Source organism: Marinobacterium rhizophilum DSM 18822 (assembly GCF_000378045.1).
Lineage (GTDB): Bacteria > Pseudomonadota > Gammaproteobacteria > Pseudomonadales > Balneatricaceae > Marinobacterium_A > Marinobacterium_A rhizophilum.
The window spans coordinates 17,261-31,665 of sequence record NZ_KB899101.1 but is presented as its reverse complement, the minus strand read 5'-3'; the positions used below and the strand labels follow the sequence as shown (position 1 = coordinate 31,665).

Below are 14,405 nucleotides of genomic sequence, written 5' to 3'. Positions count from 1 at the left end.
CGGCTCGGCTGGTGAGAATGGCGCAGCCAGCACGCGTCAACACCGTCGCGCTACAACCGCTTTCGGAGCCCGTCACATGAAGCCTCTGCTGTTTAACCTGGCCTCGGACCCTGCAGTGGCGGCTCGACTGGCGCAACTGCTGCCGGCAGACAGCGGCGAACTGGAGCTGCACCGGTTTCCGGACGGCGAGTCCTACCTGCGATTTCACACCGAGTGCCAGGACCGGGATTGCCTGCTGTTTTGCAACCTTCATCATCCGGATGAGAAGCTGGCACCGCTGCTGTTCGCCGCGGCGACCCTGCGTGAGCTGGGCGCGAGCCGTCTGCTCCTGATCAGCCCCTATCTGGGTTACATGCGCCAGGACATCCGTTTCAAGCCGGGCGAATGTGTCAGCTCGCGTGTGTTTGCGCGCCTGCTATCCGACCATTTCGATGGCCTGATTACCGTCGACCCTCACCTGCACCGCTACGCATCACTCGATGAAATCTACAGTCTCAGAAGTATTCTGGTGCCCGCCGCGCCGCTGATCGCACACTGGATACGCCAGCAGATACGCCATCCCCTGCTCATCGGTCCGGATGCAGAAAGCGAGCAGTGGGTCAGCGATGTCGCCAATCTGGCCGGGGCGCCCTGGCAGATTCTGCACAAGGAGCGTCATGGCGATTATACGGTTGACGTATCACTGCCGGACGTCGAACGCTGGCGCACGCATACCCCGGTGCTGGTCGACGACATCATTTCCAGCGGTCATACCATGCTGGAGACACTGCATCACCTGCAGCAGGCAGGCCTGCCGCGCGCCACCTGCATTGCCGTGCATGGCATATTCGCCGGCGATGCCTATCGCCAGCTGCAGGCTTGTGCCGATGTCATTTCGACCGACTGCATCCCCCACCCCAGCAATGCCATCCACATCGCCGAGGCGCTGGCGGCAGCTTGCCGCCACTGGCTACAGGGCTGATGCAACCGGAGCACATCACCGGACCCGGTATCGACCTGGTGCTGTACCGCCAGTTCATCGCCCCGTCCGACAGTGCCCGGCTGCTGAGGACACTGAGCGAGGAAATCCACTGGCGGCAGGATCGCATTCGGCTGTTTGGCCGCGAACATGCCATTCCCCGGCTGCAGCAATTTCAGGGCGAGGCCGGGCTGCATTACCGCTACTCCGGACTGCAGCTTGACGCAGCGCCCTGGCACCCGTTAGTCGAACAGCTACGCCAGAAGATCGCTCAGGTTGTGCCCTGGACGTTCAACTGCGTGCTGCTTAACCTGTACCGCGACGGCAGCGACAGCATGGGCTGGCATAGCGACGATGAGCCTGAACTGGGGCTCAACCCGGTCATCGCCTCACTCAGTCTGGGCCAGCCCCGGCGCTTTTTGCTGCGTCATCGACAGCTCCCCCAGCAGCCCAAAATCGAGCTCACACTGGATGACGGCTCCCTGCTGTTGATGCGCGGCAGCACCCAGCACCACTGGCAACATGCCCTGCCTCGAACCCGCCGCGCCTGTGCGCCCCGCCTTAACCTGACGTTTCGCTACATCACGGGCTGACACCCTGCTCTTTCCCTGCGCCGCCCCCTGACATCAGCGACCCTGGAACGTTAAAATGCGCGTTGCACAGGAGATCCGTTTACATGAATCAGGTTATCGAGCTACTCAAGTCCCACCGATCCATCCGCAAGTTTACCGCCGAGCCGATCGAGCAGAGTACCGTGGAGGAGTTGGTGCGCGCCGGCCAGGCCGCGGCCACCTCCAGCTTTCTGCAGGCCTGCACCGTGATCCAGGTGCAGGATCAGGCCAAGCGCGAGCGTCTCGCCGCCTGTGCAGGCAATCAGGCTTACATTGCCGCGGCACCGACCTTCCTGGTGTTCTGCGCCGACATGAAGCGCCACCAGCTGGCCTGCGACATGCACCAGGCCCAGATGCAGGCAGGCTTCACCGAACAGTTCATCACCGCTACCGCCGACTGCGCCCTGTTTGCACAGAACGTCGCCGTCGCCGCCGAGTCCCTTGGGCTGGGCATCGTCTATATCGGCGGCCTGCGCAATCAAATCGCCGAGGTCGCAGAACTGCTTGAATTGCCGGATCTGGTATATCCGGTATTTGGCATGTGCCTGGGCTTTCCTGACCAGGATCCGGAAACCAAGCCGCGCCTGCCCCTGTCGGTGGTCCTGAAGCAGGATCGCTACGACGACAGTTCCGATACCAGGATCATCGAACAGTATGATGCAGAGGTACGCGAGTACTACCGCACCCGTACCGGTGCAAGCAAGGTAATGAGCTGGAGTGAACAGATATCCGGCATGCTGATCAAGGAAGCCCGCCCGCACATGCTGGGATTCCTGCAACGCTGCGGGTTTCTGAAGCGCTGAGTTGGCGCAAGCCCGGTCTTCGGGCGAATCACCGACGTAATTCGCCCATGGAATGAGCTCCAACGGGTCGCGAATTAGATCGCCGCCGCGAGCCCCTGGATCCAGGCATCCACTTCGGCTTCCGGATCCATGGTTTCACAAGCATCCAGAAACAGCGGCGAAACCAGTTCGCGCAGCTGCAGTTCACGCAGCAGGTCGGCTACCTGGCGGCCACCCTCGGCGAAATCATCATAGGAGCTGTCGCCACGGGCAATCACGCCAAATCCCACCTGGGGCATCAGCGGGAAGCGGTCGCGCAGCTCCAGATACAGGGGCAGCAGGTTTTCCGGCACTTCCCCCTGGCCAATCGTCGCAGAACACACCAGCAGAACTTCCGTATCCGGGGCGACCACGTCGTCAAACTGTGGCTGACGCAGCACGGTGGCATCATGACCGAGCGCTTTTAGCTGCGCCGCACAATCATCGGCAATCTCCCGAGTCGCCCCGAACGTTGTTCCTACCAAAATCTTGATGTTTGCCATATTCCGCCCGGTCCTCGTTAATGTTTTGCAAGCGCAACATTTTAGTGAAAAGGCTGGGCGATATAAACCACCCATGTTCGCGCCTGGCAGGCCCAATCCCCCGACAAAAATGGCTCGCCAAATTCCCCCGCCTGAACTAGCTTTTAGACTGTAGTCATCAAAGGAGATGTATCATGCCTGCCAGCCATGTATCCCGCCTGCTCGAAGAGCTAGAACGCAAAGCCCTGTACGAGAACAGCCTGACCGACTTCAAGGTAACCCTCGCGCGCGAGGACCTTGTCAGAATAGAAGCCCTGGCAAGTGCTTTCGGCCTGACCCGCGATGAAGTCTGCACATCTCTGCTGCATACGATCCTGCAGGAGGTGGAAGAGAAAATGCCCTATCGGCCGGGCCCAAAAGTCATACGCATAGAAGACGGCGACCCCATTTATGAGGATGTCGGCCCCATGCCCCGCTACCTCGATGCCAAACGCAAAATTGAAAAGGCGCGTGACTGCGCCTGAACCCGCGCAGTCAATACAGGCAATGCAGGCAGGGAGATCGCTTAACGGTAACACAAGGCCACGCTTAACCATCGCCCCCAGGCGACAAGACCCAAACCCCAACCGAATGCCAGTCCAGACTCTCAGCTGACTGGCATTTTCATTGACGTGCGCATGACTGGGCCGCGCGCAGATAAAGCGCGTACAGGACAGGCATAAAAAATCCGGAACCCCTCACCAGGATTCCGGATTTTTTGCTGACAGATCAGAGCTCCTCGCTCTGATCAACGCGAAACGAGATCAGGCGGAACGGGCGATGATCTCTTTCCACTTGGCGGGTCCGGTGTTGTGCACCGACTCGCCGTTGACATCCACAGCCACCGTCACCGGCATGTCCTTGACCTCAAACTCGTAAATGGCTTCCATACCCATTTCCTCGAAGGCCAGCACCTTGGCGCCGACAATCGCCTTGGACACCAGGTAGGCGGCACCACCGACGGCCATCAGGTAAACGGCCTTGTAGTCCTTGATCGCTTCGATGGCCACGGGACCACGCTCGGACTTTCCGATCATGCCCAGCAGGCCCGTCTGATCCAGAATCTGACGGGTAAACTTGTCCATCCGTGTCGCGGTGGTGGGACCCGCCGGTCCTACTACCTCGCCCGCTACCGGATCAACCGGCCCAACGTAATAGATGAAACGGCCGCGCAAATCGACCGGCAGCTCCTCACCCTTGTTGAGCATTTCGATCATGCGCTTGTGGGCGGCATCACGGCCGGTCAGCATCTTGCCGTTGAGCAGCACGGTTTCGCCCACTTTCCAGGTCGCAACCTCTTCCGGCGTAATACCATCCAGGTTAACCCGGCGCGTATTGGCACCGACTTCGGCGGTAACCTGCGGCCAGTCTTCCAGGCTCGGCGGCGTCAGGATAGCCGGGCCATTGCCATTAAGGGTGAAGTGGGTGTGGCGCGTTGCGGCACAGTTGGGAATCATGCACACCGGCAGGGAGGCGGCGTGGGTCGGGTAGTCCTTGATCTTGACATCCAGCACCGTGGTCAGGCCGCCCAGGCCCTGGGCACCGATACCCAGCGCATTGACCGCATCCATGATTTCCAGACGCAGTTCTTCAACCCGGTTCTGCGGGCCGCGCTCGCGCAGTTCGTGGATGTCGATGGGGTCCATCAGTGACTCTTTGGCCAACACCGCGGCTTTCTCGGCGGTACCACCAATGCCCAGGCCCAGCATGCCCGGCGGGCACCAGCCAGCCCCCATGGTGGGGACAGTCTTGACCACCCAGTCAACAATGCTGTCGGAAGGGTTCAGCATCACCATCTTGGACTTGTTCTCGGAACCGCCACCCTTGGCGGCGATCTGCACATCCACTTCATCGCCTTCAACGATTTCGTAGTGGATCACCGCCGGCGTATTGTCCTTGGTGTTCTGACGCTTGCCGGCGGGATCCGCCAGGATGGAAGCACGCAGCACGTTGTCCGGGTGCGTATAGGCCCGACGCACACCTTCGTTGATCATGTCGGTAACGCTCATCCTGGCGTCCCAGGTCACGTTCATCCCCACCTTTACAAACACGGTAACGATACCGGTGTCCTGGCAGATGGGTCGACGCCCTTCCGCACTCATGCGGGAGTTGATCAGGATCTGGGCCATCGCATCCTTGGCGGCCGGGTTCTGCTCTTTCAGGTAGGCTTCGTGAACGCCCTGCACAAAGTCGATAGGGTGATAATAGGAGATGAATTGCAGCGCATCTGCGACGCTGCTGATGAAATCGTCTTGGCGAATCACGCTCATTGAGACTCTCCGTCTGGCTCAGGCTATGTAGGGGCAGCTCTTGTCAACCGGCTGCTTGAATTTGTTGCGGCGCGATTATACACCAAAACGCTGCGCTCGCTGTTATGCCCTTGGTATAACACCGCAGGCTGGAAGAAAACCGCTACGCATTCGGCAATCCGGGCATGCGTGCGACGGGTTTCGCTGCGGTTTACCTGCCCTGCATCCCACCCGGCTCAGGTGTCGTTATTCAGCACCAGAGACTCGAACAGCAATACGCCCCAGCCCAGCAGTTCCTCGTCGAAATCGAAGGTCGGGCTGTGGTGGCCGCCACCGACCGGTGAGCCCAGAATCAGGTGGGTCGCCTGGCCGCCCTGCTCACGCACCTTCTGGATCAGAAAGCCGGCATCCTCGCTGGCCGAGACCAGGAAACTGTCCTGCAATAGTGCTTCGGGCAGCCCGAGTGCCAGTGCAGTCGCGGCCACCGACGCCGCCAGATCGCGACTGTTGGGATAGCTGGAAAACTCGGCGAATACGCTCTTCTCCCACGCCACCCCGTTCATCCGCGCAGCGCCGTCGAGCACCTGTTCTGCCGCATCGGCCATAAAGTCGCAGATGGCGTTGTCGGCGCCGCGCACCTCGTAGCGCAGCCGCACTTCGTCGGCAATCACGTTCTGGGCATTATCGGAGCGAAACCGACCGACATTGACCCGCGACATTCCGCCACTGTGGCGTGGCAGCGCGTACAACCCCTGTACCGCCTGGCAGGCTGCCAGGAGCGCGTTGCGGCCATCCTGGGGCGCGTTGCCGGCATGGCTGGCGCGGCCACGAAAGACGACATCGTAAATCCGTGCAGCAATCCAGGTCGCATCAAACACGATGCGATAGCGATCCAGAATTCCCAGATGCAGCGTCAGGAAGCGCTCCACCTCGGCCAGCTGCGGTAATCCTGCGAAAACCGCACCGCCACCGGCCACTTCTTCGGCCGGCTGGAAGAAAAGATGCACTCGGCCATTCCAGCGATCGCGGCTCGCCGCCAGCCGTCGCGCCAGCCCGAGACCAATCGTCAGGTGACCGTCATGGCCGCAGGCATGCATGATGCCGGCATGCTCCGATGCAAACCCCTCGGCCGCGGGCCTGTGGCCCATCTCGGGGCTCTCATTGATCGGCAGTGCGTCGATATCAAACCGCAGGCCGTACACGCGACCGGGCCCGCCCCCCTCCAGGGTCGCGACAAGGCCAGTGCGATTGCCCCGCATCCCGGGCAAATAGCGGTTCCCCGCGCCCAGTGCGCGCTCGGCACGCTCCCAGGCGGCGCGGTCCGTGTCGCTGTCCGGTGGATTGCCGGGCGGCTCCCGGTACAGCGCGTCCCCCCATTGGACGGTATATCCCAGCGCTTCCAGCTCCTCGCACAGGCGTGCGGTGGTCAGGTACTCGGTCCAGGAAAGTTCCGGCGTTCGGTGAAAGCGCCGACGGGTCTCGCTCAATTCCAGCATCAGATCCCGATCGGGACAGGGCGGCAATTCGGACATGCAAGGCTTCCTTTTATTTCAGGGTTCAGATCAGCTCAGGTTGCCGGGATCGACGTTTACCGACTTGCGCGCGCTGAACGCCTGCAGCCCCTCCGGTGCCAGCGCAAGCGAACCATTGCCAGATGCGTGCTGGCCGATCCAGCCCAGGCGGGCATCAACGAAGTTACAGCGATTGACATACACCGTCCCGGTATCCACCGCCGCAACAAAGCGCTCGGCACGCTCGCGCGAGCGCGTAAAGATCGACGCGGTCAGGCCGTAGCGACTATTGCACACCTGCTCGACCCCCTCTGCGTCATCGACGACTTTCATCACGGGCAGTACCGGCCCAAAAGTCTCCTCTTTCAAGACCCGCATCTGCCCAGTCACATCGGCCAGCAGCGTCGGCTTGAGGAACTCGGTGCCGCCGTGCGTTTCGATCTCTCCGCCAGTACAGAGCTTCGCCCCCAGGCGCTGGGCCTGCTTCACCATATCCAGCAATCCTGACACCGCTTTCCGGCCGCCATACAGGGGGCCGAGAGTCGTTTCAGCCGCCATCGGATCACCGCTGACCTCGGCGTCCATCACTGCCTGGGCCCGGTGAAGAAATTCGTCGTACAGGCTTGCGTGCACAAAGACCCGTTTCACCGCGCAGCAGGACTGGCCGGAATTGTGCAGCCGCCCGATCTTCACGGTCCACAAAACGGCCTGGTCGAGGTCGGCATCCTCGGCGATATAGGCGGCGTCGCTACCGCCAAGCTCGAGCGAACACTGGATAAACGGGTCCGGCACATTCTCATTGAAGGCCCGCTTGGCGATGCTCTGCTGCACCACGCGCCCGCCCTGCACGGATCCGGTGAAAACCAGATGATTGATGTCGGCCTCTTCGATAATGCGTGCCGAGACATCGAAGTCCACCACCGCCTGGCTCAGCAGATGATCGATACCGGCCATCGAGCCGAACGCCTGTTCAAAATGGGCGCCCACCGAGGGCGTACTGGTATGCTTGAGCAGCACCGCATTACCACTCAGCAAGGCGCAGACGGACCCATTGATGGCGCAGAACAGCGGATAATTCCAGGGCGTAATAATGTAGACAACGCCCTTGGCGCGGCACTCGATCCGGCCCTCGAAGTGTTCGTCCTCATACTGCGGATGGCGGATGGGCGCCAGGGCACCGTCGGTGGCAAAGCGGCACAAATATTCTGCCCGCTCGAGCATGTACGTCAGCTCTTCGCTGGCCGCCGCCAGGGGCTTGCCCATTTCCCGGGTGATCCCTGCTGCAATCTCCTCAGCGTTATCGCGAAAATAGTCCAGCGCCTTGAGAACATGGCCGGCACGCTCGTGCGGCGAAAGGGCCTGCCAGGCCCGCGCCGCTTGCTGGCCGGCATCAACGCGCGCACTGACCGCCGCGAAAGTTTCCGATGGTTGCGAGAACACCTGCTCTGCGGTGTAAGGATTGACGACGTCGATATTGCTCATGGAGATGCCTCCAGCGGGTTTGAAAAAGATACGGGACCGGGTGCCTGTCGGGCGTCGCCCTGCCTCCTGCACCCCTGCAGCCGTGCGGGAAAAGCGACGCGGGTTATTTTCTGTACTCTGTCGCGTTAAACAGAACCGCAATGCATAAGCTACCTCCTTGCCGCCTCAACAGGGCTCAAAAGCTGCCTCGTTCAATCGCCGGGCGCGATTGAACGAGCAAACCCCGCAGGGATGAAGCACACGAATGTGCTGAACCAAACGGCTTTGCCAGGCAATGATCGGCTAAAGCCGACAGAGCCAGGGGTCAGCGCGCAGACAGGCGGCCGAACTCCCGAACAAAATTATCGATATCCTCAGCGCGGGTATCGAATGAGGTGACCAGACGGATTTCGGAGAAGGCGTCCCCCGGCCAGACCAGGCAGGGCGTCAGGCGCTGCACGGCATCCAGCCAGTCGGTCGGAACCTGTGCAAACACCATGTTGATCTCGACCGGCGCGCTCAGGGTGACCCCGTTGAGGCTGCCGAGCCCGCTGGCGAGCCGGCGGGCCATGGCATTGGCGTTGCCGGCATTGCGTCGCCAGAGGTCGTTCTCGAAATAGGCCAGGAACTGGGCGGCAAGAAAACGCTGCTTGGATGCCAGCTGCATGCCCTGTTTGCGGATGTAGGGATAGGCGCCCCGCAGCGCGGGATTAAGCACCACCACCGCCTCGGCCATCATCAGTCCATTCTTGGTGCCACCAAACGACAGCACATCGAAACCTTCAACGATTTCGGCAAAACTGACGCCCAGCGCCTGCACCGCATTGGCCAGTCGGGCACCGTCCATGTGCAGCAGCAGCCCCCGCTGCCGGGCAAAGGCGCCAATGGCACGCAGCTCCTCAAGACTGTAAACGGCGCCCCGCTCCGTGGCCTGGGCCAGCGAGATCACCCGTGGCTGGCTGCGGTGCACCACATCGAGATCCGCTGCCACCAGCTGCTCGATCCGTGCCAGCGTCAGCTTGCCACGCATGGCCGGCACCGGTATCAGCTTGCAACCGATGTAGTGCTCCGGCGCGCCACACTCGTCGACCTGCAGGTGCGCCTCCTCGGCACAGAACAATGCCTCGTGGCTCTGCAGCATGCCCTTGAGCGCCAGCACATTGGCCGCCGTGCCGTTGAACAACAGCAGTGTCTCGCTGTTCTCGCCAAACACCGCGCGAAATTGTTCCAGCGCCGCCGCGGTTACGGCGTCGGCGCCATACCCCGGCACGTGGCCGCGGTTAACCTCGGCAAGCTTGGCCATCACCTCGGGATGCACCCCCGAAACGTTGTCGCTGGCCAGCAGGTGCGCATAGTGGTTTTCCATCCTCACCTCCGCCTCAGCGAACCAGCACGTTACGGTCAACCTTGGTCAGGAACTCGCAACCACTGGCCGTGACTTCAACTGTATCGGACAGGAAGGCATCGCCGATACCCGAGCCCAGCAGCCAGCTCATCAGGTGGAAGGTCATGCCTTCGCGCAGGCGCATCTGGGAGTTGCGTCGCAATCCGACCGGTACGCCGCTGCCGGACCAGCTCGGCGGGTAGCCGATGCCGATGGAGTAGCCGCAGTGATGGCGCGAATAATGGGACAGGTCATTGGCATCGAGCACCGCCTGCCAGGCCTCGTACACGTCTCCTGCCAACGCACCGGGCTTGATGTTCGCCGCCGCCGCCATCATCGCCTCCTGGCAGATGGCGTTCACCTTCAGCGTCTCGGGCGGCGCTTCGCCGATAAAGACGAAACGGCCAATCGGGGCGTGGTAGCGGCGCGCGCAGCCGGCCATCTCGAGAAACAACAGATCGCCGTGCACCAGCGCCAGGTCTTCCCAGGTACCGTGTTCGTGGGCCAGGTTGCGAGTCGAGCGGACCAGCGGGACAAAACCGGGATAGGTGCCGCCGCGGCGGAACATTGCATCATAGATTGCGGCCATCACCTCCCGCGCGTTAACGCCGGGACCTGCGGCGGCGATGGCCGACAGCATCATCGAGTCCGAAATCGCCGCCGCCTGGCGGGTCATTTCGAGTTCCGCCGGGGACTGCACGATGCGAACGTCATCCACCAGGCTCTCGAGTTGCTGCCAATCGGCATCCGGCACACCATTCATGATGCCCTCGGCAATGGAATACGGCAGGAAAGTGCTGTTCATATCGATACCGATGACCGCCTTTGCCAGCCCGATATCACGCAGTACCTTCACCGTCTCACTGACGGCGGCAGACGGCATCAGGTAGGGCCGGCGCCGGGGCTCGCGAGTCGGAGCCCCCATCGTCACCGGCCAGGTGCTCTCGACCAGCGGCGCCTCACCGACCTCGCCGGGACTCGGCTCGGTACCGTCGGTATAGCCGACATGACGCACATCCGGTGCCTGATCCCGCACCGTCGCCTTTTCCATGGCCCGGGTGATGAGCACCGGCTGGCCCTCCGCCGGCAACACCAGTAGCTGGCAGGCAAAGTAACCCTGATGATCAAGACCCGTCAGATAATAGATATTCTCGGGGCTGGCGATGATGCATGCATCCAGCCCCCGCGCCGACATGCCTTCCCTGACCAGAATACGGCGCCGCTGATACTCGGCATCATCGAAATAGCGTCCACTGATGTTCTCCACGGCTGCACCTCCGAGTTAAGTCGAGTCTCGCTCCTTCATTCCTCCGGGGCCTGAACCCCTAAACCAGCCTAGTGGACAAGGGGGGCGGATTTAAATAGACATGAATAATGATCATGCAAAAACTGGGTTGGCCGAAGACGAACAGCAGTTTAACAAGCGCAGGCACGCCCATTAAAAAAGCGGCAAAAAACATGAAATGTGCTGAGATTGCGCACATAAACTGACTTTACAGGGAGAAATCAAGCCAAACGGAAAGCTTGCCAGCGAGACCGTCATGCCAGCAGAGTATGAACAGCATTAATTGTTAAGTCGTCAGCGGGCGAATCAGTGGCCCCTGCCACGGGCAGGGGCTACTTCAATATCAGGCGTAACGTGCGTAACGGGCGCGCTGCAGGCCGTACTGCAGGGGCACTTCAAACAGGGGGGTATAGAGAGAACCGCGCTCACCGGGCTTGCTCAGATAGAGCACAACGGAAGAAGCCGGGCTTTGCAGGTCGAGTTCGGGCCAGTGGACCGGAGGCTCAAAAGTGTTGTCCGCAGGCAGACGTCCGAGGGTAACGTGAGGCTTGAAATCGGTCTGGTCGTAATCGATGCCGGCGGCGATAGCCACCTGGACCATCTGATCATGCAGCGACTGCAACTCTTCACTGCCATCGCTCAGGGCAGCCACCAGCGCCAGCTGGCGGCTGACCGGATAGTAGTCGACTGCGTCGAGGCGCACCTGGAAAGGGTCGACCTCGGCAAGCTGCTCGCGAGTCAGGCGCTCAAGCGTTTCGACCTGGGAAATCTTGATGTCGCCCAGAAAACAGAGCGTCAGGTGATAGCTCTCGGACTCGACCCAGTTCACTTCCATGTTTCGATCGTAAGCGCACAGGGTATCAGCATGATCAGACAACCGACGTACCATCTGATCGTTCAGTTTGAGTGCAAAAAATGCACGTATATTCATCACTAGGAGCAGTTAGCCTTATAGATAGACGAGTCATTCTGCCTTGCGAACGTCACCGACGCAATGCCTGATTCAGCATTCGTAAAGCCGTGCCCGCCAGCCCCCGTCGTGGGGGGCTGTCCCGAAACATCGCAAGCACGGCGCGACAGCGCATTACTGCAGGCGCAACTGCAGATCGTTCAGCTGCTGACGCAGCTGCAGCAGTTGCTGATTAAGCTGCCGGCGGCTGCCATCGATGGCCTGAATCGCCTGTTCATTGACCCGCACGCGGCGGGCCACATCGGCATTGCCGGCACTGGCCTGCAGTGTTGCCACCTTGTCGCTGAGTACGCGCAATGCCTGCTGCTGGGCGATAACCTTCTCGGACTGCACCTCTTCACTGATACGCACCTGGGTATCCAGCGTCGCTACCGCGCGCTTCATCTCCTGCACGGTTTTATCCAGATCGGCCTTGATGCCGGACTGCCCTTTCTCAAGCCCGGACAAGGTCGCAAGCTGCTGTTCGATCCCAGCCCGCGCCTTGTCACCGGCCTGTTGCCCCGCCTGCAGGGATTTAACATCGCCGGCGCGGGCATCCAGTTCGGCGCGCAGGGTTTTAAGCTGGTCGTCCAGCTGCGCCAGCTGTGCCCGTTGCGCATCGAGCTGCTTGCTCTGCTGTGCCAGCGACTCCGTCTGGCTGGCCAGCTGCTTTTCCTGGGCTTCGAGTTTGGGTTTGTTGCTTTGGTAGGCAATCGTCCAGAGCTTGGCGATCTCGGAATCGAAATGCTGGTATTTCTCCAGTGCCCTTTTGCCCTGCTGTTCCAGCCGCCCGCTCAGCGTCTGCCCCGACTGGCTGGCACTGTCACTGGTGACTTCAAGCAACTGTTCCAGGTCGGCCAGCCGCTGTGCCACCTGGGACTGCTGTGCCAGGCTGGCGTCCAGGTCCTGCTGCAGGCCATATCCCCAGTAGCCCAGTCCGCTGGACGCGCCGGTCAACAACACCAGCACCATACTGTGCAGCAGGTTGCCACCGTTCTTTGCAGGCTCAGGCCGTGGGGCCGCCGGACGGTCTGCGCGACCGTGCGACGGATCAACGGCGGTGCGGGCAGCGCCTGCGCCGTGGCGAGCGTCATCCTGTGCCGGACCCAGATCAGGAATATCAAACTCTTGCGAACGACTCATAGTCGCAGTTCAACCTGTTTAGCCCCGAAAGAAGCTCACCCTAGCAGTTTTACCGCCCCCGCAAAAGTGTGCCGCCAGCGACGTGCTTCAGCCGAGGTTATAGACAAACACCACCAGTACCGCCGCCGGGCTGAGGAAGCGCAGCACAAAATGAAACAGCGTGAAAACAGCACCGTCACCGAGGCCGATACCATCGCGCAGCGTTTGCGGTTTCATCGCCCAGCCGGCATAGAGCGCAATCGCCAGACCGCCGATCGGCAGCGCCAGGTTTGATACCAGGAAATCGAACAGATCGAACAGGGTCTTGCCCTCGAAGCGCGCCATGAAATCCAGCGGGTGGAAATCCGCCCAGACATTGAATGACAGCACCGTGCACACCCCCAGCAGCCAGATCATGGCGCCGGACATCAGCGCACCCAGCATGCGTGATACGCCCTTGTCTTCCAGCCATTCCACCACCGGTTCGATCATCGAAATAGCCGACGTCACGGCGGCCACCAGCAAGAGGATGAAGAACAGGGTGCCAAACAGCACACCCCCGGTCATCTGGCCAAAGGCCAGTGGCAGCGTAACGAAAATGAGGCCCGGGCCGGCCCCCGGCTCAAGGCCGTTGGCGAACACCAGCGGAAAGATCGCAAGCCCCGCCAACAGCGCCACCAGGGTATCCAGCAGACCAATGGTCACGACAGTGCGGGCAATATTGACCTGCGGGGGAAGATAGGAGCCATAGGCCATCATCACGCAAATGCCGGTACTGAGGGTAAAGAAGGCATGCCCCAGCGCCGTCAGGACACCTTCGGTAGACAGCTTGCTGAAGTCCGGAGAAAACAGAAAACTCAGCGCCTGGGCAAAGTTGCCACGCACTGCCGCGTACCCCACCAGCACCAGCAACAACACGAACAGCAGCGGCATCAGCAGCTTTATACTGCGCTCCATGCCCGCACGGACACCGGAACCGGTGATCAGCACCACCAGCAGCATAAACACACTGTGCCACAGCAGCAGCGCGCCGGGGTCTTCCAGCAACTGGCCAAACAGCCCGCCGATGGTGGCCGCGTCAGCACCGCTGAAGAAGCCCTGGGCCGCCAGGCCGATGTACGCCAGCGACCAGCCGCCCACCACCGAATAGAACGACAACAGTACAAAGGCCGCCACAAAACCAACCCAGGCCATCCAGCCCCAGCGCAGTGACACCGCATCACGCCGGGCAAGCAGGGTCATCCCCTTTATCGGGCTGCAGCCGCTGCGCCGCCCCAGCAGGATTTCGGCGGCCAGTATCGGCAAGCCCACCACCAGGATACAAAGCAGATACACCAGCACAAAGGCGCCGCCGCCGTTTTCGCCGGTAATATAGGGAAACTTCCAGATATTGCCCAGGCCTACGGCGGACCCCGTGGCGGCAAGAATAAATGCCAGCCGGGAGGACCACTGCGGGTGCACTGCGGCCTCGCGACTCACGACGGCGCTACTGGCCGATTCGATGCTGGACATCAAATATCTCCTCAATCTGCA

The 14,405-nt window shown here is 61.2% G+C and carries 13 protein-coding genes; 4 read left to right on the top strand and 9 right to left on the bottom strand.

The genetic code is table 11. From position 1 onward, the window contains the following. Positions 1-76: 76 nt before the first annotated feature. The 3 genes from F451_RS0114360 (at position 77) to nfsA (ending at position 2,372) form a co-directional block, all read left to right on the top strand. A complete protein-coding gene (locus F451_RS0114360; protein WP_020682080.1) occupies positions 77-961 on the top strand; it encodes a ribose-phosphate pyrophosphokinase in 885 nt (294 codons plus the stop codon). After that, positions 961-1,551, top strand: a complete 591-nt coding sequence (locus F451_RS0114355; protein ID WP_020682079.1) for an alpha-ketoglutarate-dependent dioxygenase AlkB family protein — start codon at positions 961-963, stop codon at positions 1,549-1,551. The genes F451_RS0114360 and F451_RS0114355 overlap by 1 nt, the downstream gene beginning before the upstream one ends. An 83-nt stretch (positions 1,552-1,634) precedes the next feature. Next, entirely contained in the window at positions 1,635-2,372 is a 738-nt protein-coding gene (gene nfsA, locus F451_RS0114350) for an oxygen-insensitive NADPH nitroreductase (RefSeq protein WP_020682078.1), read from the top strand. 74 nt (positions 2,373-2,446) lie between these two features. Here the strand turns inward: nfsA and F451_RS0114345 are convergent, their stop codons facing one another. Beyond that, positions 2,447-2,893 (bottom strand): flavodoxin domain-containing protein, encoded by a 447-nt coding sequence (locus F451_RS0114345; protein WP_020682077.1) that lies wholly within the window; start codon positions 2,891-2,893, stop codon positions 2,447-2,449. Positions 2,894-3,066: 173 nt separating this feature from the next. On the opposite strand from F451_RS0114345, the gene F451_RS0114340 reads away from it, so the two are divergent. Continuing rightward, entirely contained in the window at positions 3,067-3,396 is a 330-nt protein-coding gene (locus F451_RS0114340; RefSeq protein ID WP_020682076.1) for a hypothetical protein, read from the top strand. 279 nt (positions 3,397-3,675) lie between these two features. On the opposite strand, the gene F451_RS0114335 is transcribed toward F451_RS0114340, so the two are convergent. The 8 genes from F451_RS0114335 to F451_RS0114300 form a co-directional block, all read right to left on the bottom strand. After that, positions 3,676-5,181 (bottom strand): fumarate hydratase, encoded by a 1,506-nt coding sequence (locus F451_RS0114335; protein ID WP_020682075.1) that lies wholly within the window; start codon positions 5,179-5,181, stop codon positions 3,676-3,678. A gap of 215 nt (positions 5,182-5,396) precedes the next feature. Then, positions 5,397-6,692 (bottom strand): amidohydrolase, encoded by a 1,296-nt coding sequence (locus F451_RS0114330; RefSeq protein ID WP_020682074.1) that lies wholly within the window; start codon positions 6,690-6,692, stop codon positions 5,397-5,399. Between the two features lie 30 nt (positions 6,693-6,722). Further along, positions 6,723-8,153, bottom strand: a complete 1,431-nt coding sequence (locus F451_RS0114325) for an aldehyde dehydrogenase family protein (RefSeq protein ID WP_020682073.1) — start codon at positions 8,151-8,153, stop codon at positions 6,723-6,725. Positions 8,154-8,457: 304 nt separating this feature from the next. Beyond that, positions 8,458-9,498, bottom strand: coding sequence for a threonine aldolase family protein (locus F451_RS0114320; RefSeq protein ID WP_020682072.1), 1,041 nt, complete (start codon positions 9,496-9,498; stop codon positions 8,458-8,460). Between the two features lie 13 nt (positions 9,499-9,511). Next, positions 9,512-10,783, bottom strand: a complete 1,272-nt coding sequence (locus F451_RS0114315; RefSeq protein ID WP_020682071.1) for a M24 family metallopeptidase — start codon at positions 10,781-10,783, stop codon at positions 9,512-9,514. Between the two features lie 361 nt (positions 10,784-11,144). After that, positions 11,145-11,732 carry an RNA 2',3'-cyclic phosphodiesterase gene (thpR, locus tag F451_RS25620; RefSeq protein WP_020682070.1) on the bottom strand — a complete coding sequence of 196 codons (588 nt, stop codon included), beginning with the start codon at positions 11,730-11,732 and terminating at the stop codon, positions 11,145-11,147. A gap of 153 nt (positions 11,733-11,885) precedes the next feature. Next, positions 11,886-12,893 carry a hypothetical protein gene (locus tag F451_RS0114305; protein WP_020682069.1) on the bottom strand — a complete coding sequence of 336 codons (1,008 nt, stop codon included), beginning with the start codon at positions 12,891-12,893 and terminating at the stop codon, positions 11,886-11,888. An 87-nt stretch (positions 12,894-12,980) separates the two neighbouring features. Further along, positions 12,981-14,384, bottom strand: coding sequence for a sodium-dependent transporter (locus F451_RS0114300; RefSeq protein ID WP_020682068.1), 1,404 nt, complete (start codon positions 14,382-14,384; stop codon positions 12,981-12,983). Between the last annotated feature and the right edge of the window lie 21 nt (positions 14,385-14,405).